Annotated in this window: 23 protein-coding genes; 10 read left to right on the top strand and 13 right to left on the bottom strand. The window is 47.9% G+C overall.

Translation table 11 applies throughout. The annotated features are described in order from the left end of the window. Positions 1-117 precede the first annotated feature (117 nt). The 4 genes from ACFQRK_RS04285 (at position 118) to ACFQRK_RS04300 (ending at position 3428) form a co-directional block, all read left to right on the top strand. On the top strand, positions 118-711 hold the full coding sequence (locus ACFQRK_RS04285; RefSeq protein WP_379003988.1) for an RNA polymerase sigma factor: 594 nt from the start codon (positions 118-120) through the stop codon (positions 709-711). Beyond that, positions 711-2054 (top strand): FecR domain-containing protein, encoded by a 1344-nt coding sequence (locus ACFQRK_RS04290; protein WP_379003990.1) that lies wholly within the window; start codon positions 711-713, stop codon positions 2052-2054. The genes ACFQRK_RS04285 and ACFQRK_RS04290 overlap by 1 nt, the downstream gene beginning before the upstream one ends. 352 nt (positions 2055-2406) lie before the next feature. Further along, entirely contained in the window at positions 2407-2883 is a 477-nt protein-coding gene (locus tag ACFQRK_RS04295; protein ID WP_379003992.1) for an RNA polymerase sigma factor, read from the top strand. Between the two features lie 2 nt (positions 2884-2885). Then, entirely contained in the window at positions 2886-3428 is a 543-nt protein-coding gene (locus ACFQRK_RS04300) for a hypothetical protein (RefSeq protein ID WP_379003994.1), read from the top strand. A gap of 64 nt (positions 3429-3492) precedes the next feature. Here the strand turns inward: ACFQRK_RS04300 and ACFQRK_RS04305 are convergent, their stop codons facing one another. Then, positions 3493-3996, bottom strand: a complete 504-nt coding sequence (locus ACFQRK_RS04305) for a dihydrofolate reductase family protein (protein WP_379003996.1) — start codon at positions 3994-3996, stop codon at positions 3493-3495. Positions 3997-4085: 89 nt separating this feature from the next. Between ACFQRK_RS04305 and ACFQRK_RS04310 the strand changes: the two genes are divergently transcribed. Then, on the top strand, positions 4086-4457 hold the full coding sequence (locus ACFQRK_RS04310; protein WP_379003997.1) for a winged helix-turn-helix transcriptional regulator: 372 nt from the start codon (positions 4086-4088) through the stop codon (positions 4455-4457). On the opposite strand, the gene ACFQRK_RS04315 is transcribed toward ACFQRK_RS04310, so the two are convergent. After that, the gene (locus tag ACFQRK_RS04315) at positions 4450-4605 is read right to left on the bottom strand and encodes a winged helix-turn-helix transcriptional regulator (RefSeq protein WP_379003999.1); all 156 of its coding nucleotides are present in this window, start codon (positions 4603-4605) and stop codon (positions 4450-4452) included. The genes ACFQRK_RS04310 and ACFQRK_RS04315 overlap by 8 nt on opposite strands. 12 nt (positions 4606-4617) lie before the next feature. Here ACFQRK_RS04315 and ACFQRK_RS04320 point away from each other — a divergent pair, with 12 nt between their 5' ends. Continuing rightward, complete coding sequence (locus ACFQRK_RS04320; RefSeq protein WP_379004001.1) at positions 4618-4905, top strand: NAD(P)H-dependent oxidoreductase; 288 nt, start codon at positions 4618-4620, stop codon at positions 4903-4905. A 61-nt stretch (positions 4906-4966) separates the two neighbouring features. On the opposite strand, the gene ACFQRK_RS04325 is transcribed toward ACFQRK_RS04320, so the two are convergent. The 4 genes from ACFQRK_RS04325 to ACFQRK_RS04340 all read right to left on the bottom strand — a co-directional run bounded on the left by ACFQRK_RS04325 (position 4967) and on the right by ACFQRK_RS04340 (position 9206). Further along, entirely contained in the window at positions 4967-5884 is a 918-nt protein-coding gene (locus ACFQRK_RS04325) for a helix-turn-helix domain-containing protein (protein ID WP_379004002.1), read from the bottom strand. Positions 5885-5997: 113 nt separating this feature from the next. Beyond that, positions 5998-6834, bottom strand: a complete 837-nt coding sequence (locus tag ACFQRK_RS04330; protein WP_379004004.1) for an SDR family oxidoreductase — start codon at positions 6832-6834, stop codon at positions 5998-6000. Positions 6835-7118: 284 nt separating this feature from the next. Then, positions 7119-8261, bottom strand: coding sequence for an epoxide hydrolase family protein (locus ACFQRK_RS04335; protein WP_379004005.1), 1143 nt, complete (start codon positions 8259-8261; stop codon positions 7119-7121). Between the two features lie 99 nt (positions 8262-8360). Next, positions 8361-9206, bottom strand: a complete 846-nt coding sequence (locus ACFQRK_RS04340) for a helix-turn-helix domain-containing protein (protein ID WP_379004007.1) — start codon at positions 9204-9206, stop codon at positions 8361-8363. 312 nt (positions 9207-9518) lie between these two features. On the opposite strand from ACFQRK_RS04340, the gene ACFQRK_RS04345 reads away from it, so the two are divergent. After that, positions 9519-9920: a ribonuclease inhibitor gene (locus ACFQRK_RS04345; RefSeq protein WP_379004009.1), complete on the top strand. Its 402-nt coding sequence runs from the start codon at positions 9519-9521 to the stop codon at positions 9918-9920. Positions 9921-10561: 641 nt separating this feature from the next. On the opposite strand, the gene ACFQRK_RS04350 is transcribed toward ACFQRK_RS04345, so the two are convergent. After that, positions 10562-10978 carry a hypothetical protein gene (locus tag ACFQRK_RS04350; protein WP_379004012.1) on the bottom strand — a complete coding sequence of 139 codons (417 nt, stop codon included), beginning with the start codon at positions 10976-10978 and terminating at the stop codon, positions 10562-10564. A 278-nt stretch (positions 10979-11256) separates the two neighbouring features. Here ACFQRK_RS04350 and ACFQRK_RS04355 point away from each other — a divergent pair, with 278 nt between their 5' ends. Next, positions 11257-11664: a hypothetical protein gene (locus ACFQRK_RS04355; protein ID WP_379004013.1), complete on the top strand. Its 408-nt coding sequence runs from the start codon at positions 11257-11259 to the stop codon at positions 11662-11664. A 10-nt stretch (positions 11665-11674) separates the two neighbouring features. Here ACFQRK_RS04355 and ACFQRK_RS04360 read toward each other — a convergent pair whose 3' ends face one another. Beyond that, complete coding sequence (locus ACFQRK_RS04360) at positions 11675-12475, bottom strand: alpha/beta fold hydrolase (protein ID WP_379004015.1); 801 nt, start codon at positions 12473-12475, stop codon at positions 11675-11677. A gap of 51 nt (positions 12476-12526) precedes the next feature. Further along, positions 12527-13093 (bottom strand): Crp/Fnr family transcriptional regulator, encoded by a 567-nt coding sequence (locus tag ACFQRK_RS04365; protein WP_379004017.1) that lies wholly within the window; start codon positions 13091-13093, stop codon positions 12527-12529. Positions 13094-13205: 112 nt separating this feature from the next. Between ACFQRK_RS04365 and ACFQRK_RS04370 the strand changes: the two genes are divergently transcribed. Further along, positions 13206-13886 carry an FAD-binding oxidoreductase gene (locus ACFQRK_RS04370; protein WP_379004020.1) on the top strand — a complete coding sequence of 227 codons (681 nt, stop codon included), beginning with the start codon at positions 13206-13208 and terminating at the stop codon, positions 13884-13886. A 105-nt stretch (positions 13887-13991) separates the two neighbouring features. Here the strand turns inward: ACFQRK_RS04370 and ACFQRK_RS04375 are convergent, their stop codons facing one another. From ACFQRK_RS04375 to murQ, 4 genes are read right to left on the bottom strand one after another with little or no spacing between them, the layout of a single operon-like run. Then, positions 13992-16631, bottom strand: a complete 2640-nt coding sequence (locus tag ACFQRK_RS04375) for an outer membrane beta-barrel protein (protein WP_379004022.1) — start codon at positions 16629-16631, stop codon at positions 13992-13994. Positions 16632-16634: 3 nt separating this feature from the next. Continuing rightward, positions 16635-17693 (bottom strand): FecR family protein, encoded by a 1059-nt coding sequence (locus tag ACFQRK_RS04380; protein ID WP_379004024.1) that lies wholly within the window; start codon positions 17691-17693, stop codon positions 16635-16637. 9 nt (positions 17694-17702) lie between these two features. Further along, entirely contained in the window at positions 17703-18317 is a 615-nt protein-coding gene (locus ACFQRK_RS04385; protein WP_379004026.1) for an RNA polymerase sigma-70 factor, read from the bottom strand. A gap of 7 nt (positions 18318-18324) precedes the next feature. Beyond that, on the bottom strand, positions 18325-19125 hold the full coding sequence (gene murQ, locus ACFQRK_RS04390; RefSeq protein WP_379004028.1) for an N-acetylmuramic acid 6-phosphate etherase: 801 nt from the start codon (positions 19123-19125) through the stop codon (positions 18325-18327). 197 nt (positions 19126-19322) lie between these two features. On the opposite strand from murQ, the gene ACFQRK_RS04395 reads away from it, so the two are divergent. After that, a complete protein-coding gene (locus tag ACFQRK_RS04395) occupies positions 19323-19760 on the top strand; it encodes a hypothetical protein (RefSeq protein ID WP_379004030.1) in 438 nt (145 codons plus the stop codon). The last annotated feature ends 4 nt before the right edge of the window (positions 19761-19764 follow it).

The raw sequence follows: 19764 nt of genomic DNA on the forward strand, positions 1-19764 counted from the left end.
TATTTCATATCGTTACCTTAGCCTAACTAACTAATGGCCGCTCAGCCCTATTATACATAAGTATAGTCGCCGCGGGCAGGCAAAAAGTACCAATAAGCGTATGATTTTTTTTCTGGCATGGATCCATATGACACCTATACCGATAAGCAATTGTTCGAGTCCCTTGCCAAAACTCGGAAGCAACGGGAGATGGACCGGTTGCTCAAAGAAATCATCAGACGTTACGAAAAGCCGTTGGCAACGAAACTACGGTTGACAATTCCCTACGACGAAGACTTAATAGGACTGATAGTGAACGATGTATTCATCGATGTGTGGAGAAAGCGGCGGAAGCTGGCATCTGTGGAAAGCCCACGGGCATGGCTGTTGAAGGTGCTGAGCTTTAAGATGAGCGATGCCATCCAAAAGGTGAAAGGCAGGGAGGAGTATGTAGATTTCACGACCAGTGATTACCTGGAGATTCCGGAAAACCATCCCGATTTTGATGAGGAACGTTATGAAGGGATGGTGCAAAAAATCCAGAGAGCCGTGGCAAATATGCCTGTGCAACGACGGGTCGCCTTTACGATGCGGGTATTCGATGGACTGAGCATCGCGGGAATCGCGCGGCTAAGGAATCTGAACGAGCAGACCGTTAAAAACCACGTGGGCCTCGTTAGGCAGCAATTGCGGAAAATGTTTAGAAAAGGCAGGAAGGAGGGATACAAGTAATGTACAATCCGAAAAATATCAAGAAGATCATCCGGCGGGGGCTGGAAAGGAAGTTGAGTGCGCAGGATGCCGTGATACTTAAATCGGCCCAGCTGATCTACGAAGAAAATGAACTGCTAGAGTTGGAGATGGATGTGCTGGAGGAAATGGTGGCAGAACGTACGATGGGTGCATCCGGGCAGCGAAACATCGACACGGGCGCTATTATACGTGCGGAGCGGAAGCAGTATATCCGTCAGTTGCTCGCTGGAGGCATGCGGGTATGTGCCGGTATCGTGGTGGTGGGGTTGATAGGGGCCGGGTTTGTGGCGGTTAACCAGTGGTGGAACGAACGGACAGTGCCATCGGCCTACGAAAAATTGGTGCTGGCCGGCAACCGGATTCCTGCATCCGAGTTTGCGTGTACCATAAAATGGGGCGATGGCATCAGCGTGCAGGTAGGCAAGGAGAGCAAGGGACGCCTGGGCCGTTTTGGACACATAGAGCTGTGGCGCCGCGACAACGGCGAACTCGAACTGGTTCAGCTACCGTCGCAGTTCGCCTTTTCGGTAGGTCACAAACCGGATATCCGGGTGGTCACCGATGCGCAACAGCAGTGTGCGGTTTGGCTTCCGGATGGGAGTTTGATACGGTTAGACGCCGGATCCAGCTTTTCCTATCCGATGGAGAAACCGGGCGCTACGAATATGGAAATCAGCTTGGCGGGGCGGGCATTGATTCGGGTACGCGAACATGCCGGTCAACATCCGCGGACTGTGGTGCTCCGTACCCCCAATGGATCATTGACTACGCAGGCGGGGGAATTTGCCGTGCTGGCCAACCGGACCGATACGCGGGTGACGCTGCTGGAGGGCAGGGGGGATGCTCACTTCCCAATAGAACATGGATACCGGGTACTCACCAACGCGGGCGATCAGGTTACGTACGACCGCTGCTGTACGGATGCCGAGGGAAATGTTACCATGACGCTATCCGGTGTTACCCGGACGGACCCGTGGCAGGCGGTTGCGTGGACTACCAAGGATCGGAATTACCGAAATGTCCCGCTCAGGGAATTTGTCCTGGAGATGAACCGGACGTATAACCTGGGTGTCAAGAGCGTGAATTGCATCCCCGAACAAATGACCATCACGGCTTCGGTGCATTTCAAGGATCCGGTAGACAAAATCTATGGTTACATCCGGAAGGCCGGATTAACCATGTACGAAAGTAATGGCATGGTTAGCTTCTGCGGTCCGGAGCTCGACCCCGGCCGGCTTCGGTATCCGGATGGGGTAAGCGACTCGCTGGACTTGATGGATGTATTGCATGGCCGTGATTTGCTGGCGGCAGTGCCAAGGTAACAAAGTATGGCATTTTACTGTAGATCCTGTAGTTTGTTATTAATTACGCGGATACTATCAAGTATAGCAGCGTTCTGATCTTTTAAATAATCAATTTCTTTTTGCAATTGCTCATCTCGTATTTGTGACCTTCCATCGGGCGATGATTCTCTTTTGCAGGCAGCTATTGACAGCAGAATAATAAAAGTAAGTTGTTTCATTTTTATAGTTTAACCAGTTAGTTGCGGGTTTTATTAGAAACTTACACACAACCGATTTTCCAAGCTGCTGTAAGTTTTTGAGGATTTCTGCTACTGATAAGCGGACTACCCGCAGGAGGTAGGGGTCAAATTCTTACCTTTAATAAATATATATGGATGAAACGCAATTCTTAACATGTATTGAAGAGTATCAGGGGATTATCCATAAGATATGTCGCTTATACCGGGATACACGGGAAGACCGTGAAGACCTTTTTCAGGAAATTACGTTCCAACTTTGGAAATCCCTCCCAGCGTTTAAGAATGAGGCAAAAATAAGCACATGGATTTACCGCATAGCATTGAATACGGCAATTGCCACTTTCCGTAAAAAGAAACACGCCATCGAATACCGTCCTGTTTTACCAGATCTTCCCGAAGAACAGCCCAGTGAAGAATTAGCCTTACGTCAGGAACGTTTATTTACCGCGTTGAAACAATTGGATGATGCCGATAAGGCCATCATTACCCTATACTTTGAGGAGCTGAGTTATCAACAGATAGCTGCTATTACGGGTATCAGTGAAAATTATGTGGGGGTTAAACTCAATAGGATAAAAATCAAAATTCAAAAACTTTTAATCCAATAATTATGGAATTTAATGAAATGAAATCTACTTGGAATGCGGTGAGAACGCCAACCATTCCGTCAACAGAAATTCAAGCGATGTTGTCAGAAAACAAGCATCCGGTTTTAAAAGGTATTAGGAAACAACTGACTATAGAAATCATCGGTTGGTGTATTTTCTTATTATGCTACTATACGATGTTTGATGCAAATTTGAAACCGCTATGGATCAATATATTGCTTGTTCTTTCGATTCTGCTGCCGCTTATTCATAACCTAATGGGGTATCGCCTTGCAAAGTATCTCGTTCACGGAGCCAATATCCGCGAATCGCTGAAAAACTACCTGTCTAAAATTAAAATATATGCGATCATCTCGATTGTCTCGAGGCAAATTTACTTGGCGGGATTTCTATTGTTCTTTACCTATGGCTTGAGATTCAATACGAGCAGGTACGTGTTGCTTGCTATTATCGGCCTGATTTTTTTAGTTCAGCTCTGGCTGTTAACCAGGTTATGGGCCAAACGTTTGAAAAATCTTGGAAATACAATTGCAATATTCCGTTGATGACCTTTACAAGGACCCAAGGTCAAACCGAAACATTCCTGGAAAGTGATTGCAGCTGACGATGCTATTTGGTTAAATGAAGTTGAATAAATTCCTCATTAACTGTATGACTAGCCAGCCTGAATTTAGTATTCAGATCGGCGTTATTGGCTAAGACTCCACCGCCACCTGTCACTAACGGACTGATGTTAAAATAGATATCAGTGACTAAATCATTTTCTATAAAAGAGTTATAAGTTTTCGTGCCTCCACCTACCGCGATTTCTTCGAAGCCTTTTTCAGATAGATACTTAATAGCTGCTTCGGGGCTGTTCACAACCTTAGGGTTATCCGTCGCAAATGGCTCGGTAGATAACAATACAATTTCAATCCCGGAAAAAGCTTCTTTTTGATCACTGGGGATTTGCTGAAAGGTTTCGTATGTTTTCTTTCCGACGACAAGGTTTCCTACCGCTTTCGCCCGATTTAGATAAAATGCCATGGCCCCTTGTGGGGCCACGTGATCAGGATGGTCAGACAATAGTACTTTTCCGTTAACTGAAATGTTTGCAATGAGTGTTACTTTCATGTTATATCGTTTGAGAGGCAAAACTATTCGATATTTACTATACCTTTGCTATGGATTACCTAAAAGAAAGTAACTATATTTTTTGTTTTATGAGAGACTGCAGAGAGAAAGGAAACATCAAGGAACGAACCCTGGCGCTACGAGATACGATTGATTTATTGGGTGGTAAATGGAAGATTTGTATTCTTAGAAACCTGTCTTTCGGCACCATGCGGTTTAAGGATTTGCAGGAAACGGTTGCAGGCATTACACCGAAAGTCCTGTCAAAAGAATTGCAGGATCTCGAACAAAATTTACTGATTACAAGAACGGTTAACAACACAAAACCCGTTACCGTTTCCTATGCGATTACAGAACATGCGAAACATGTCGAACCAGTTATCGAAGCCTTGCTTGACTTCGGACTGATACACCGGGAAAAAATTAAACAGACAGCTAAAATAGCGGAGTCGCTTACCTAGCCTTAATTGCTTTATGCTTCTTGCCCCATTTTTCAAGTTCGTTGATAATAGCCTTTAGCTCATAACCAATCGGAGTGAGCTCATATTCAACCCGGGGTGGTACTTCGGCATATACCGTCCGTTTTACGATGTTATTTTCCTCCAACAATGGCTGGACGAGGTGCTTACCTATGGATGGGCTTATGGCAGCAAAAGTGGGTACAAGGTTGCGGGGAAAAAAATTGCATTGGCGCTATCGGTTGGGATAGATGAACACGAGTACCGCTCGGAAGCCAAGTACAAATACACGTTGGCCGAATTAACCCGACCCTTTGAACTCACTTTTGAATATGTAAAAGCTGATTATAGGCCGTTTTTTGCTTATTATGGCATTGAACTGAATAGCGAAAAGGATTGGATAGAACGAAGTGTACCCATGTATATGAAATTTCTGGAGGAGCTTTCGTGATCGAAACAACTAAGTCTAGATCCGAGGCCCGGTTTTGCTTCTGGGCGACACGTTGATTCCGCTAGTTAAATTTTGCTCGAAACTCCAATGGCGACTGATTGGTTTTGTTCCTGAATAATTTGCTGAACGACTGCGGGTGTTCAAATCCCAATTGGTAGGCAATTTCGCTGATGGACAGATGGGTTGTAGATAATCGTTCCTTGGCTTTTTCGATTAGCTTGTTGTGGATATGTTGTTGGGTGGTTTGACCGGTGAGGCTTTTGAGGAGACTTCCCAGATAATTGGGCGAAATCGTTAACAAGCCGGCAATGTATTGTGCGGTCGGCAATCCCAAGTCTATCAAGTTGCCGTTATTAAAGTAGTCGTCCAGGATGGCCTCCAGCCTGTCGAGGAGCTGGTGGTTGGTTTTTTTCCGGGTAATGAACTGTCGCTGATAATAGCGTTCGCTGTAATTCAACAACAACTCAATCTGGGCAATGATAATATTTTGGCTGAATTTATCGATAGTTGAGACATACTCCCGTTGAATGTGCTGAAAGATGTCGACGACCACAGACTCTTCCTTTTCGGAAAGGAAAAGTGCTTCATTAACGGCATATCCAAAAAAATCATACTGTTTAATGCTTTTGGCCAGCGGCGTGTTCCAAATAAAATCGGGGTGAATGAGCAGTAACCAGCCGGTTGGCTTCACCGTCGGCTTGTCCAGACTGAGGTGTACCAGTTGCCCCGGTGCAACAAATGACAATAACCCCTCGTCAAAATCATATTCGCTTTGTCCATAACGGAATTTGCTTTGGATATTCCGTTTTAAGCCAATCGAGTAAAAATGTTGCACCCAACCGATTTCCGTCTCATCGATCTGATAGTCAACCAATCCGTAGTCGACCAAACTTACCAACGGGTGCTCAGGTTTGGGTAGTCCGCTGATGCGGTGAAATTCGCTGATGGTGTGGAACGTGTATATCTTTTTCTGTTTCATGGCTATTCAAACTTACGTAATGTTGGGTTTCTATGCAATCGACAAATGATTTTATGATTGAAATTAATCAAAGGCGATGGGACCGCTATGATGCCATCGCCTGCTGGGTAACCTTAGAAATCGGTAGACTTGCTCAACGCTTCGTTTATGTGAAGCGCTTGCGTTAGCACATCGATTTTGCCCGTTGCCATGCCGAATGCGTCGGTTCCCATCACGAAATGTAACGGTGGATTTTCGCTTTCTGCCAGTTGTATGAAAACCGAGGCGGCTTTTTCAGGACTGCCCGGCTGATTGCCCCTCATCTCCGTTTCATGCCATTGTTCGGAATTTCTTACCGCTGTATAAGCGGCTATTGGATGTTGGGGAAGCTGGATCGAACCGCTATCAAGAAAGTTGGTGCGAAAATATCCCGGATATACTACGGTAGCATGTACGCCAAATTCCTTTGCTTCCGCTGCCAATGATTCGGTAAACCCTGCCATGGCAAATTTTGTGGCGCAATAAACGCCAAAACCAGGAAACGAACCGAGCAGTCCGGCAATGGAAGCGACGTTGATGATGTAGCCGGATTGCTTTTCCCGCAGATGCGGCATGACGCTCCTGATTACATGTAACGCGCCGAACACATTAACATCGAAATTCTGCCGCGCTTCCTGATCACTCAGTTCCTCCAGCGCTCCAATTTTTCCGTAGCCCGCATTGTTTACGACAACATCTATGGTCCCAAAGTGGGCTATTGCTTTTGCTATGGCGTTACTTACACTCTGCTCGTCCGTAAGCTGCATTTCGAGCGGAAGGAAGTTGTCTGCTACTGCGATTTCATTTTCCAAACTTGCGACCGTTCGGGAAGTGGCGGCTACCGGGTAGCCTTGTTCTACCAATTTTTTTACCAGGGTTAGGCCTAAGCCCTTGGATGCCCCTGTTACAAACCATACTTTTTTCGTGTTCATTGCTTCGAGAATTAAATGGTGAATGATTACACTGCAAAGTTGGCAAGACCTGAATGGGTAGACGTAGCTAAATCAAAGGTTGTCGTAACCAAAACAATGATGACATAACGCGTTCAGCAAAATGACGTGCACATCACCGCGAAAAGCCGCAACTCCTGTGGGATAACATTCAAAAAGGCGATCTTGGGCTATTTCTCATTTTTAAATCCATTTAAAAGGTCACAAGGCTCGATGATGGGATGTAACTGCGCGCCTTGCAGTACATTACATTCGATACGTCATGCTTATTCAATGTCACTTCCAAAGAAAAACTTTCTCACCTCACCGACCCATTCGTCCGGAACCGACAGGGGTGCAAAATGACCGCCCTTCGGCATTTTGGTGAAGCGTGTCACGTTTGCCATCCGCTCTGCCCACTCCTTTGGCAGGGGTGCATCACCGGGAAAAGCCGCTACGCCTGTGGGTGCTTTTACCCTTTCCACGGGTTTGGGTCCATACGCCGTATAGGCCACCCTGGCGTTGTCTGCGTAGTAGCGCACGGAGGAGCTGATAGTCTCCGTTACCCAATAGATCATGATGTTGGTAAGCAGCTCGTCTTTGGTAAAGCGCTTTTCGATTTGCCCATTGTGGTCAGACCAAGCATGGAATTTCTCCACAATCCAGGCTGCCAATCCTACTGGAGAGTCATTCAGTCCATAGCCCAGCGACTGTGGTTTGGTGGATTGGATCATATTATAAGCCCCTTCGCTCATCCACCATTGCTGGATAAATTGTCCAAACTCCTGTTCTGCCTGGGACATCGTACTCCAGTCTTCTGTACCGTTGGGATAACCGACATCGGTGAGGTGAATGGCTTTGACGGCATCGGGAAACTGATTGGCCAACGCCTTGGTGATGCCGCTTCCCACATCGCCACCGGCCGCATAAAAGGTATGGTAGCCCAACTCGTTTTTCATCAATTTGAGCCAAATACCGGCCACTTCATCTTCAACCTTGACGGTTTTCGAAGAAAAGCCGAATCCGGGAACCGAGGGCACGATCACGTCAAACGATTGTGCCGGATCGCCCCCATAGGCCTCGGGGTCGGCAAGCATCGGGATGACTTTATAATACCGGAAAAAGGAATCCGGCCAACCGTGGGTAAGGATTAGTGGTTTGGGATTTTTCCCTTTGCCTTTCACATAGACGAAGTGAATCTCCACATCATCAATAACGGCTTTGAACTGGGGGAGGCTGTTCAGCAAGGTTTCCTGTTTTCGCCAGTCGTATCCTTCTTGCCAATACGAAACCAGCTCTTTGAGGTAATTGGCATTTGTGCCATAACTCCAACCATCATGCTCAGGATTGTCTGGCCAGCGGGTTAGTGATAGGCGTTTCTGAAGATCTTGTAATACTTCTTCTGAAATTTCAATTTTAAACGGTGTCATGTCTTTTGCTTTATGGGGTGAAACAAAGCAAAGATATGCCTTACGCCCATCGTATTAGGTGGATGGATCTCGGAAGAAATGGTACTTTTTTCGGTTATATCAAAGCTTACGGTATTCCGATGGCGTAGATCCGGTTTGTTTTTTAAACGTTCGTACAAAATAAGATTGATCTTCAAACCCCAGCCAGTAGGCGATTTCTTTGATCGTCATGGAGGTTTGTTTCAGTAGGCTTCTGGCTTCGAGAAATATGTGTTCGTTGATGAGTTCTTTTGCCGTTTTTCCCGTTATATCGACCAACACCTCACTCAGGTATTTTGGGGTAACATGCAGTTGGGCGGCATAAAAGCCTACCGATTTGGATTCGATGAAATGACGGGCAATGAGCGCCCTGAATTTTTGGATAAGCTGCTCCTTTTGGGAAGTATTATTCGCTGCGCTCAGCAGGTTGTGCATTTGTTGTACATACTGCACCAACGAAAATACGAGACCCTGCAACACTTGGTGATTATTGCTGAATCTTTTGATATTCAGAAACAAATCTTTTAATTCCACCAAATTTTTTTCGGGTACTTTGATCATATGGTTTCCACCGTGCATAAAAAAGGGAAGGGTTTGCAGCGGTGGTGCCTTGAGGTTCCTGAAAAGCGCATCGGAAAAAAAGACCGTTTCGTTTTTCAGGTCGTAGGTGCTTTTCCAACATGTGATGATACCCGGCCCAAGGGTGGTTAAACTTCCGTCTTTAAGCATATAATCGGTACTGCCAAGCCTGCATTGACTGCTTCCACGGCCGTAGTTTATACCGATTCCGTAATGTGTGGTGCGGAAAGGGAAGTCTACGCGCAAGTCCCTATACGTTTCATTGTTCGCGTAAAAAAAGGATTCCTGGGCTTCCCAAGGCATTTTGTCTTTTACATATTGGTAGAAATTAAAGGTTTTTAAGTTCATCGAACGATCGTATCATGAATTACGGGCGGTGCACAACCTTACAAATTTAGGTTTTTTCCGGTTGGAAAACACCGTCTACAATAATTTATGCTACGTGCCAGAAACGTAAAAGGTTTAATTATGAACACGCACTATAAAGATATACGATTGACGCGCGATGTCTTATTAAGAAACCGCTTTAGCGTCATATTTGTTGCAGTGGCGGCGGCCAAATGCAACCGAAACGTGATCCCTGGCATAGAGCGCGTACGTTTGGCGTAAAAGCTGAAAGGTCAGTATCTTTTTTTGCTACCTTTACCGGAAAAAGCAAGCGTGTCCAAAGAAGATATAAAAGAGCTGATCCTTGACGGAAATCGCATTCACGACATCCTTTCGTTTTTTGACGAAGTGAACCGGGTACTTATGCAAGGAGCGGACTTTACCCTCGGACCAAGCTTGGACGCATTCAATGATGTACTGCATGGTGGTTACGGTGTTATTCGTGGGAATGAACCGATACGCCTGAAATGGCTCAACTTTGAGAAAAACAAAGAAGATATGGGAGTGGCGGCGACCATCGCGTATTACCGGGCCAAGTTGGAACAGCCGGAAACATTCAACCCCGAATGGGCACAGATGAAACTCGAAGAACTTGAACGTGGGGAAGGGCAAACGTATATGGATATTTTGTTGGAAATTATCGGCGAACATCCCAATATCCGATTGGTGGTTTAGGTGCTGGAGCCTCTATTTGGTAATATAAACGTAATCCCACCGGTACCTTTTTGATATAGCAAGCAATTCTTTGATGGGGATGTGTTTGCCGTTATGGGAAACTTTTAGGATCTGGTTTCCATAGGACTTATTGCTGCTAGTGCTTGTGATCCTTGCGGTTGATGATGCTGGGACAAGAATGCTTATTGTCGAATCTGATCGGTTTGTCACCGCAAGCGCGGCCTTTTGCTTGTCCCTACGGTATTGCTTCGGTGTAACGATTTGTGGCACGTAACTCATTCCGGCTTCTTTTCGTACGAATTCTGCTCTCGGAATTTTATAAGTGATCGTAACAACTACGTCGGTTGTCTTGGAGCGGTTCTGAATAAAAAGCTCGGACAGAAAAGAACATCCGGAAAACAGCAAACATACAAGGGGCAATGTAAGTAGCTTCATGGTATCATTGGTTTTTGATTAATACGCATTTGAGGCATTGGTAACCCAACATACCGATCAACCGAAGGTATTATCGGTAGAAAGTACGAAATGGCGCCGTAGCGTTCTTTCAGTTGCAGGATTTACCAAATCACATTAATCGGATATTCGGTGAAGTATTGATCTTTTGAGATGATTTGCAGACACCCGTGCGTTTGCCATTGACCCTATCGTGAACGACTGATTTGGATGGCCCGATCGAGTCGGGGTCGATTAAACCGCTGAAGTAAAATGGGATATAGATTAAGTAAGATATTCAGTACAAACAACCACAGTGAGTAGACCACTCCAAACTTAAATGCGACAAAAATGCCAAATCCAAGGACGATGATAAAAATAATCAGATGTGCCAACTCATCTTGTTTCGTTTTGTAATGTAGGAACCGTAACGCGTCGATATTTTTCCTGACGGGCTTGCTTTGTTTGTGTAGTTTTTCCCAACCGATCCCGACGAGTAATTTCCGGTACAGATTTATTCCGACAGATTCATATACTTTCCCTCCTCGTTCCCATGCCTTTTCGTGAAAATAAGGCGATGAAAGTTGGCTTTTTAGCGTTTCAGTAAACGCAAGTACGCAACCCATTAACAAAAAGTTAAGACTAATTGCAAAGGGCAAGCCCTGCACGCCAATGTAGTGAACCAGTGCGTAAATCAAGGCAATTGTAAGTATTGCTATAAAAATTAAGGTTAGGCCACTTTTCATTGACTATCTTCGTTCTAAGGTATTATCCGCCCAAATATACGTACAACTATTCAACCATCAAGATCCATGACAAATGATCCGGTCAAAGTGATTGGACAAGAAAACCAAACCACCCCTTACTTGTTTCCAATAGTGAAATCAAAGCACACCGACCCGCCATGGCCAAAAAGAAAGTAGCTCGTAAGACCCGGATGGACGAAGCACGGCAGCTGGAAAAGGAAGGGAAATCGGCCGATGCGTTGAAAATATACCGTTCCCTGGCCCGGCGTAAACCCCTGAATGCAGATGCCTATAGCCGAATGATGGTCATCCTGCGCAAGCAAAAGAAGTACGAAGCCGAGCTCGAAACGATCCAGCAGGCCATTGCCGCGGCAGAGAAGGCCATCGCATCGAACCAGCAGGCCTTTGACGACAAAGATCGGGATTCGGCCACATTGAGCCGAAAGCTTGCCAAGTCGCTCGGCCTGCTGAGTGATGAAGGGCTTCCGGTATATGAGGAGCCCCAGCTGCGCGCCTGGCGCAAACGGGAAGCCGTGGTGGAGAAGCGGCTTGAAAGCCGGCGTTGATGATCGCGAGTTACGGTGCTTCATCGGCGCTTTCCAAGAATCGGGGGATCATAGCCATCAATAAATCGGTTTGCTGGGTCAACGCCGTATGCATGGTGCCCGGCAGGATAGCCAGTTGGGAATCAGGCATGGACAGTTCCCCTAAACTCCCTCCGCCGAGTAATCGATACAGCGCAACGGTGTGTTCCGGTTGGATGATGTCGGCGTCGCCGGCGATAACCAGGGCGGGAGCCTTGATCTGCTGGATTTCGTCGGCTGGCCAATCCTGCACTTGCCCTTCAAAGGCCCGTACTTTAGCGAGTTGTTTTGACCAGTTTTCGGGATTTGGAGCCGTGCGTAAGTATTCCGCCTCATACGGTGAGCCTTTCAGGGCTTGTTCCATGAATTCGGGGCTGAACAGGGTTTGGAGATCGAGATGCCGCCCGCTGGTTTGGTAGCTTCCGGAGGCCAAGATTAGCTTGCGGACAAGGTCTGGCCGGCAGATGGCAACCTGCAGCGCCACACCAGCACCCGTGCTATACCCAAAAATATCGGTTTGGGAGATATTCAGCACACGCAATAATTCAATTATGTCATCGGTAAACGCCTCATATGAGAGCGGACGCTCGGGGAGGTCTGCGGTGTGTCCGTATCCCTGAAACTCGACGGCAATGACCTGTCGGTCTGTTGCGAGTAGGGGGATTAATTTTCCGAATGCGGTATCGATTCCCGAAAGTGCTCCGGGTAGAAGGAGCAACGGCTTTCCTTCGCCATATATTTCATAATACAACTGCAATCCATTGATGTCGGCGTAATTTCCTTGTGTTTTCATAGTCACAAAGGTCCAAACTACCGGGTAAACAAATCTTGGTGTACACCAAGATCAGAAGGTTACGTTGTTAAACAGCTTACTGAAGTTCGTTGGGTCGATACCCAGGTAGGAAGCAATGTATTTATGCGGCACGAGTTGCAGCAGGTGCGGACTTTTCCGGCAAAACTTCTTGTATCGTTCTTCGATCGTCATCGCGCGTAGTTCGATATGCAGATCGATCATGCCGGCAAACATGGCTTCGGTCATGCGCCTGAAAAGCCGTTCGAGTTGTTGGGAACGATCTACTAATTTTTGCAGATCGGCGTACGTAATGTAGTCCAGTTCGCTGTCCGTCAGACAGACTAAATGATATTTCGAAGGTACCTGGAACGAAAAAGATTCGGCAATTGCGCATAGAAAAGGGAAGTAGGTGAAGGACAGCGTAAAAAGTTTGTCACCCGTTTCAAAGTACGCCATCTGCACGCCGCTTTTTACAAAGTAAAGCTCCCGTTGGATCTGTCCGGGGACGGTGATGAAATCCCCTTTTTTAAACGACCGCGTCTGAAAGCGATCGGTCAACAGGTGATAATCCGTTAACGGGATATCATGGAATTGTTTGAAAAACGTGTATCGTTCCATCGACTTGTAAATATGGCCTTTTTTGCCGGATTTCCGCCACTTTATCGTTCTGTTTTCCAAATTTAGTCGTAGTTTGCGGAACTAAAAAAGTTAAGCTAAGCGAATAAATAGAATGACTACCAACATCGTTACCGACATTTACGACGTAAAGATTTTAGATACCAGTTACGTGACGCATAACGTAAAACGCTTTGTGTTGGAAAAGCCTGCCAATTTTTCGTACATACCCGGACACTCCACGCGTTTAGCCGTTAATGCGCCGGGCTGGGAGGACGAATGGCGCAATTTTAGTTTTACTTCGCTTAATTCGTGGAACTACTTTGAGTTTATTATAAAAATCTATGACGACCATAATGGCGTCACCCAACAATTGGGCAAGCTGAATGCAGGGACGTCAATACGGATGAAAGATGTATTCGGAACCATTGATTATAAAGGCCCCGGTATCTTTATTGCAGGCGGTACCGGTATTACTCCGTTCATAGCGATCTTCCGGGCCTTATTCTACAGTGGCAATATGCGAAACATCGGATTGTTCTATTCCAATCACTACCACAACGATGTGATTCTGCACGAGGAGCTAACCCAGATGCTAGGTAAAAATTACGCCAATTTTTTCAGTAAAGAGGGCGTAATCGGTTTCGGCGAAAAAAGAATAGACCGCGATTTCCTGGTGAAGGCCATCGGTGATTTTGATCAACGGTTTTATGTATGTGGGCCGGAAGCATTTGTCGATGATATCAGCGGGTACTTAATAGAACTCGGTGCACGCATGGACGCGATCATTATCTAAGCGGACTTTTTAATTACTCAATGTATTGAGTAAAATTGTAATCAGTTTGAAGTTTTTATTTCCAGATGTTTAGCACCGGTGTCGTCAAACATCGGGTAGCGAAAATCAATTCCCGATCCGTTTCTGTTCTTCCTCAGCACTCTGCTCAATCCTTCGGTTGCTGAACGTTTTACCGGCTGTAAAGGTATAGCTGAAAGACAGCCCTACCGTTCGGGTAGGCCGTTTCTGGTAGAAATACACGGTGGCGCCCGGATCCTGGGTGACTTCCCGTTCACGTGCCGTGTTGAAAATATCCGTCACATTCAGCCGCAGCCGGGCTTTATTGTTCCATAAGCGTTTGGTGAAGCCGATGTCTACGCTACAGTAATCCGCCATATCCGAATTGGCGGTGAGGTAAGGCGATCGGTAGAAAGCAAACACGTCGGCATCACCGATCTTTTTGATTGTGAACACCTGATAAGTACTGATGTTGAAGGAAGTATTTCGGTAATCGGCTTCTGCTATTTGGTAGCGCAGGTAGTACAAATTCAGGTTGTTGGTGGTCGACCACCAGGGACGTACCTTCACGGGGAGATACATGCTGGTGCCAATGAGGTGGCTGCTGCCGAAATTCCGGATCTGGTATTCAATCATCTTATTGACGGTTTCCGCATACTGGGCCATCGTGTTGCTGGTGGTTGCGTAATAAACATCGCACGATAGTCCACCCGCCAGCGTTATTCCCGCTTCCATGCGGTCGGTATATTCGGGCAGCAGGTCGGGGTTGCCGATCTGGGCGAGGAAGTCGTAAAACTGCAATCGGTAGGGGTTAAGGGCGGCGAATGAAGGCCTGCTCAACCTGCGGGTGTAGTTGAGCACGAGCGACTTTTTGCCTGCACTGTCCAGTCGGTGCAAAAGAAACACCGATGGAAATAGATTGACATAGGAACGCCGAAAGCGGATGTCTGCGCTTACGGAATTACCATCCATGATGGTCTGCTCCGCCCGGAGCCCAATCTGCGCGCTGAAGCGCTTAAATTGGCGTTCGAGTGCAGCATAACCCATCAATAGCTGCTCCTGATACCGGAAGCGGTTGCTCCGTCCAGGATCAAGTAGCCATTGGCCGGATTCGAACAGCTCGCGTATAACCTCGTTATCCCGATCGGTATTCGTAAATTTTAGTCCGGCTTTGAGCTGTGTGGCATCCAGCCATTGGTTGTAATCGGTTTGCACGCTATACAGGCGCGTGGTGCTGGGCGTTGCATTGCGGAACACGGCATCTCGCTCTGGGTCGGTGTAACGGGAGTGGAATTCATTGGTGTTGGGGTTTTCACTGCCCAGGTAATCGGCAAGTACTTTCAATCCGGATCCCAGGCTATCGGTTTTCCAGCTGTAGTTCAGCGTGGCACTGTTCAATCCGGGTGTCCGCGTCCAATCCGATGTGGCAGATCCTTCCGTTACACGCTGTGGATCGATCAAAGCGATGTCCGTATCAAACCGCTGGAGCAGTTTGCCGCGATTCAGGTTGGTCTGCAGACCGATGGACTGATTTGCCCTGAATTCATAGATAGCACCCAGACGTAACATTGCCTGTGTATTGTTGTTTTCACGGTTGGTAAAGCTATTATAAGCATGCTGGTCGGGATACCGGATATCGTTGGTTGCGATATAGGAACTCCGGTCTTTGCCATAGCCTCCCGTTCCGAATACATATAAACTCCTGATTTTATAGTTGAAGGTAGCTCCCATGTTGTACGCGGGTCGGTCCACTTGCTGGCGATACTGCGTATTCAGCGTGCCGGTGAATCCTTCATCACGCCCCCGCTTCAATACAATGTGCACGATGCCGCCTGAACCTTCGGCTTCGAATTCTGCGGGCGGGTTGGGTAGAATTTCGATCTTGGCGATATCTTCAGACCGCAAGGTGCGTAGGTATTCTGCCAGATCGGTAGCCGACATACGCTGCACCACGTCATTAATCATAACCATCACCGATTGCCCCCGCAGGCTGATATTGCCATTAGGGTCTACCCATAATCCGGGTGATTTCTGCAGGATTTCCAACCCATTGCTCCCGGTTTCCAACACACTGCCTTCCACATTCACAATGAACCGATCTGCCCGTCGTTCAACCGGTGGCCGCTTGGCTTGTACCTGTACTTCCGCGAGTAGGCGGTTGTCCCGTTTCAGGGTAATCGCCGCAAGTCGAGCCGTATCGGGATACACAAAGACGAATTCCACGGGTTGGAAACCGATGGAAGTTACCTTCACTGTGTAGGATTGCCCGGCATCGAAAGCATACCGAAGGCTGAAATGGCCCTGTCTATCTGCGGTACTTCCGGTGAGAAAGCGGTCGGCCGTATACAATCCGACCGACGCAAAGGCAAGAGGGCGGTCAGCACTATCGCGTACATTGCCTCGGATGCGTATGCCCTTGGCCTGAGTTGGCTGCATGCCATGCAACTTTAGGTTGCTCACCACCAAGGTTTTGTCAGACAGCTCGCGATAAAACAGATCGTGCTGCGGCAGGATGTTATCCAGCAGCTCATCAATGGGGTATTCGCCGGCGGCAACGGATACGGTCATGCTGTCGGTGACTACATCGTTGCTGTAAACCACATGGTGCCTGGATTGCCGTGCAATGATTTCCAGTACCGCAACGAGCGAACGCTGTTCATGATTGATCCGAATCGTTCCGCTTTGGGCGGTAAGCCGATATCCGCTTAACAGCAGCAAAAGGACAAGCAAATACGTCTGCTTTTTCAATGTCTATTCGATTACAATCCGATTTTCCGTTTCAAAGCGGTACGTGAACGGGTAAGCCACCTGCAACACTTTCAAGACGTTCTCCAAGGACGTGTCGTCACTAAATGCACCCGTGAACCGGACATCGTTTAGTTTTTTAGGACGCACTATGAATTGTACCTTGAATTTTTTACTTATGCGGCGAAGCACAGCTCCCAACGTTTCTACGTGGAACGTAAGGGAATCCACCGTGGGCCACCAACCCAGTTCGTTTAAGAGTGAATCTTTGGAAAAGGTGGTCAACGCCACTTGGGTTTGATTGCGCCTGATTTCCAGTTGCTGCATGGGGGATAGTCGAACCGGGGAGCCGTGTCTTGAAGTACTATCGGGTATGCCGGATACTTCGACGGCGCCTTCAAGCAATGAAACAGTTGCCGAAGGCGCATCTTCATAGGCACGGACCTGAAACGTGGTGCCCACTACCCGTACCTGTAGCTGACCGGCATGGACCACCAAGGGAAGCGCGCTGTTTTTGGCTACCTCGAAATACGCTTCTCCGTCTAAGTTAATAGCGCGGTCGTGTTTACCGAAATCGGCATTATACCGGAGGGTAGAGGAAGGGTTTAACACGATGAATGTACCATCTGCCAACGTGATGAACTGTCTGTCTGCTTCCGTATTGATTTCTGCGAATGCCGGTTCGGCAGGTGCCCGGAAGTACCAGTACAGCGTGATCCCAATGCCGATGCAAAACAAAATCATGGCGGCCAGTCGTAGCCAGCTACCGCGTCTGCTGATCCGGTCCGATGGCACTTCCCGATCAGCCGACTCCTGGACAGCTTTTTGGGATTTCTCGGATTTCTCGGATTCTTCGGCCTCGATGGCTTCCCATAGGCCGGCTAACTTGATGCGATTGGCCATGGTCGGCCGCCGCTTGGTCTGGAAATACAGCTCCAAAACTTCCGCCTGCCGTTTATAGTCTGTATGGGTATCCAGGATTTCCCCCAGCTTACGCTCCTCTTCCGGTGGCAGCGATCCCGAAAGTTTTCGGGAAAGTAACTGTAAAAAAACTTCTTTATCCATATGGCCTCCTCAGATAACTAAGAAAAAAAATCGATTGGCGCGCCCCTGATCGGCATTGCCGGCATCGAAATAGCGTTCCACCACGTCGTTAAGTTGCCTGACGGCCCGATACACCTGGTTTTCGACCGTACGCACGGAGAGTCCCAATAGTTCGGCCACTTCCCGGCATTTTAGCCGGTCTTCTTTGACCAACCGGAAAACCGTTCGGCGTTGGTCGGGCATCAAGTCGACCGCTTCCTCCAAAAGCGTTAACAACTCTTTATACTCCAGTAACTGCTCTGGACTGGCGGTTATGGCTATCTGCAGATTTGCGGGATCCACTTCGTCAAGGGAAACCCGCGCATGCCTGTTTTCCTTTTTCAGATAGGAAAGGCAGCCGTTCTTCACCGACTGATACAGGTAGCGGGTGGGGTGGTTGATTTCGTTAAGCGACGCCTTGCGCAGCCAGACCTGAACGAACAGGTCCGATACCAACTCGTCGGCCGCTTCCTCGCGCTTAACGTAGTGTTGCGCAAACTGCTTCAAGTTGTCAAAATGCAGGAGGTACAGCTGATCGAACGCCTGTTTTTCGCCGCGCTGTATGCGGGCAAAAAGTGTCCGGATACTTGTGAGATCCTCCGCCATCGTACGTCTATATTGCTTCCAACGCTCGGCGTACATTGCCGTAGCGGTCAATTAAGTTCCCGGCAGCCTGGCTATCCAATCCCTTTTCTTCCATCAGGATCGCGATACCGCGCTGCTTTAGTTTGTGATTGGACAGCAGCATATCCACCATCTTGTTTCCTTTGACCCTGCCCAGGCGGATCATGACGGTGGTGCTGATCATGTTTAACACCATTTTTTGGGCTGTACCGGCCTTCATGCGGGTCGAGCCGGTGATCAACTCGGGTCCTGTCAACACGGCGATCGGGTAGGTTGCTTCCGCGGCCATGGGCGTCTCAGCATTGCAGACGAGGCAACCGGTGAACAGGCCGTGTCGGTTTGCTTGCTGCAATGCGCCAAGCGTGTACGGCGTGCTGCCCGATGCCGCAATGGCGAGCAGGGTATCTCGTTCGTTAATAGCAATTGCCTTCAAATCTGTCCAAGCCTGTTCCACGTTGTCTTCTGCAAACTCCACCGGCTTTCGGATGGCTTCCTCGCCTCCAGCTATGATACCCATTACCCGATGCGCCGGCACGCCAAAGGTAGGCGGGCATTCCGAAGCATCCAGCACACCCAACCGGCCGCTTGTGCCCGCCCCGATGTAGACCAATCGGCCGCCGTTCTCCATGCGCGGCACCAGTGCTTCAACAAATGCTTCGATCTGCGGCAGGGCTTGCTGAACCGCCAAGGCGACCCGTTTGTCTTCCTGATTGATCTGCTGCAGCAAGGTTCCAACCGATTGCTTTTCGAGGTCTGTGTACCGGGATGATTGCTCCGTCAGTTTTTCCATAATTCCTTCTTTGGCGTGTGGCGGCGAATAATCGCGGTGATCGCCAAGTTATATATTGATAAGACGAAACAAAAGAGGAAATTACTCAACGCCTAACAAAAATATATTTTCCTCTTGACTTTGTGTATCGATAATTCCGGCCCACCACCCGTAGCGAAACGAGGGCGCGTCTCGTCTTATCTGAAAACTGACCAACAATGAAAAGGATAAATCTGATAGGCCTGCTACTGATTGCTTCTACGTTATCGTGTAGTAAAGTGGAGTTGACGGGTGAAGAACAAGGGTGCGATAAGGTAGATTGCACGTATGACCTGCGGTGGATCTCCGTAAAGCTTGTCGACCCATCGGGTAAACCCGTGGCGCTCGACCGGACGAAAGTGACCCGCCTATCGGACGGCAAGGATTTGACCAAGACCTATACGAATGACCAATGGAATATTTTCAAAAGCCTTGGTAGCTATCCGGTGGCTGGTGACATCGACGGCGAGCACATTCCGAAATTTAAGCATACCAAGGTTCGCTTTCAGGGATATATCGGCAACCGTGAAGTCGTCAAGGCCGACTATGTGGTCACGTTTGACTGTTGCCACATCAGCTTGGTTTCCGGAGAGCTGGAGTTGGTGACAGGGCGTTGAGAAT

Origin of the sequence: Parapedobacter sp. GCM10030251 (genome assembly GCF_042666505.1) — a bacterium.
Taxonomy (GTDB): domain Bacteria; phylum Bacteroidota; class Bacteroidia; order Sphingobacteriales; family Sphingobacteriaceae; genus Parapedobacter.

Excerpts from the sequence above, each read along its gene's own strand:
- ACFQRK_RS04305 (WP_379003996.1), bottom strand. The coding sequence starts at position 3,996 with ATGAAAGTAACACTCATTGCAAACATTTCAGTTAACGGAAAAGTACTA.
- ACFQRK_RS04355 (WP_379004013.1), top strand. The coding sequence starts at position 11,257 with ATGGCCAAAAAGAAAGTAGCTCGTAAGACCCGGATGGACGAAGCACGG.
- ACFQRK_RS04340 (WP_379004007.1), bottom strand. The coding sequence starts at position 9,206 with ATGAACTTAAAAACCTTTAATTTCTACCAATATGTAAAAGACAAAATG.
- ACFQRK_RS04290 (WP_379003990.1), top strand. The coding sequence starts at position 711 with ATGTACAATCCGAAAAATATCAAGAAGATCATCCGGCGGGGGCTGGAA.
- ACFQRK_RS04285 (WP_379003988.1), top strand. The coding sequence starts at position 118 with ATGGATCCATATGACACCTATACCGATAAGCAATTGTTCGAGTCCCTT.
- ACFQRK_RS04365 (WP_379004017.1), bottom strand. The coding sequence starts at position 13,093 with ATGGAACGATACACGTTTTTCAAACAATTCCATGATATCCCGTTAACG.
- ACFQRK_RS04385 (WP_379004026.1), bottom strand. The coding sequence starts at position 18,317 with ATGGCGGAGGATCTCACAAGTATCCGGACACTTTTTGCCCGCATACAG.
- ACFQRK_RS04300 (WP_379003994.1), top strand. The coding sequence starts at position 2,886 with ATGGAATTTAATGAAATGAAATCTACTTGGAATGCGGTGAGAACGCCA.
- ACFQRK_RS04395 (WP_379004030.1), top strand. The coding sequence starts at position 19,323 with ATGAAAAGGATAAATCTGATAGGCCTGCTACTGATTGCTTCTACGTTA.
- ACFQRK_RS04295 (WP_379003992.1), top strand. The coding sequence starts at position 2,407 with ATGGATGAAACGCAATTCTTAACATGTATTGAAGAGTATCAGGGGATT.
- ACFQRK_RS04310 (WP_379003997.1), top strand. The coding sequence starts at position 4,086 with ATGAGAGACTGCAGAGAGAAAGGAAACATCAAGGAACGAACCCTGGCG.
- ACFQRK_RS04325 (WP_379004002.1), bottom strand. The coding sequence starts at position 5,884 with ATGAAACAGAAAAAGATATACACGTTCCACACCATCAGCGAATTTCAC.
- murQ (WP_379004028.1), bottom strand. The coding sequence starts at position 19,125 with ATGGAAAAACTGACGGAGCAATCATCCCGGTACACAGACCTCGAAAAG.
- ACFQRK_RS04380 (WP_379004024.1), bottom strand. The coding sequence starts at position 17,693 with ATGGATAAAGAAGTTTTTTTACAGTTACTTTCCCGAAAACTTTCGGGA.
- ACFQRK_RS04330 (WP_379004004.1), bottom strand. The coding sequence starts at position 6,834 with ATGAACACGAAAAAAGTATGGTTTGTAACAGGGGCATCCAAGGGCTTA.
- ACFQRK_RS04350 (WP_379004012.1), bottom strand. The coding sequence starts at position 10,978 with ATGGGTTGCGTACTTGCGTTTACTGAAACGCTAAAAAGCCAACTTTCA.
- ACFQRK_RS04335 (WP_379004005.1), bottom strand. The coding sequence starts at position 8,261 with ATGACACCGTTTAAAATTGAAATTTCAGAAGAAGTATTACAAGATCTT.
- ACFQRK_RS04370 (WP_379004020.1), top strand. The coding sequence starts at position 13,206 with ATGACTACCAACATCGTTACCGACATTTACGACGTAAAGATTTTAGAT.
- ACFQRK_RS04360 (WP_379004015.1), bottom strand. The coding sequence starts at position 12,475 with ATGAAAACACAAGGAAATTACGCCGACATCAATGGATTGCAGTTGTAT.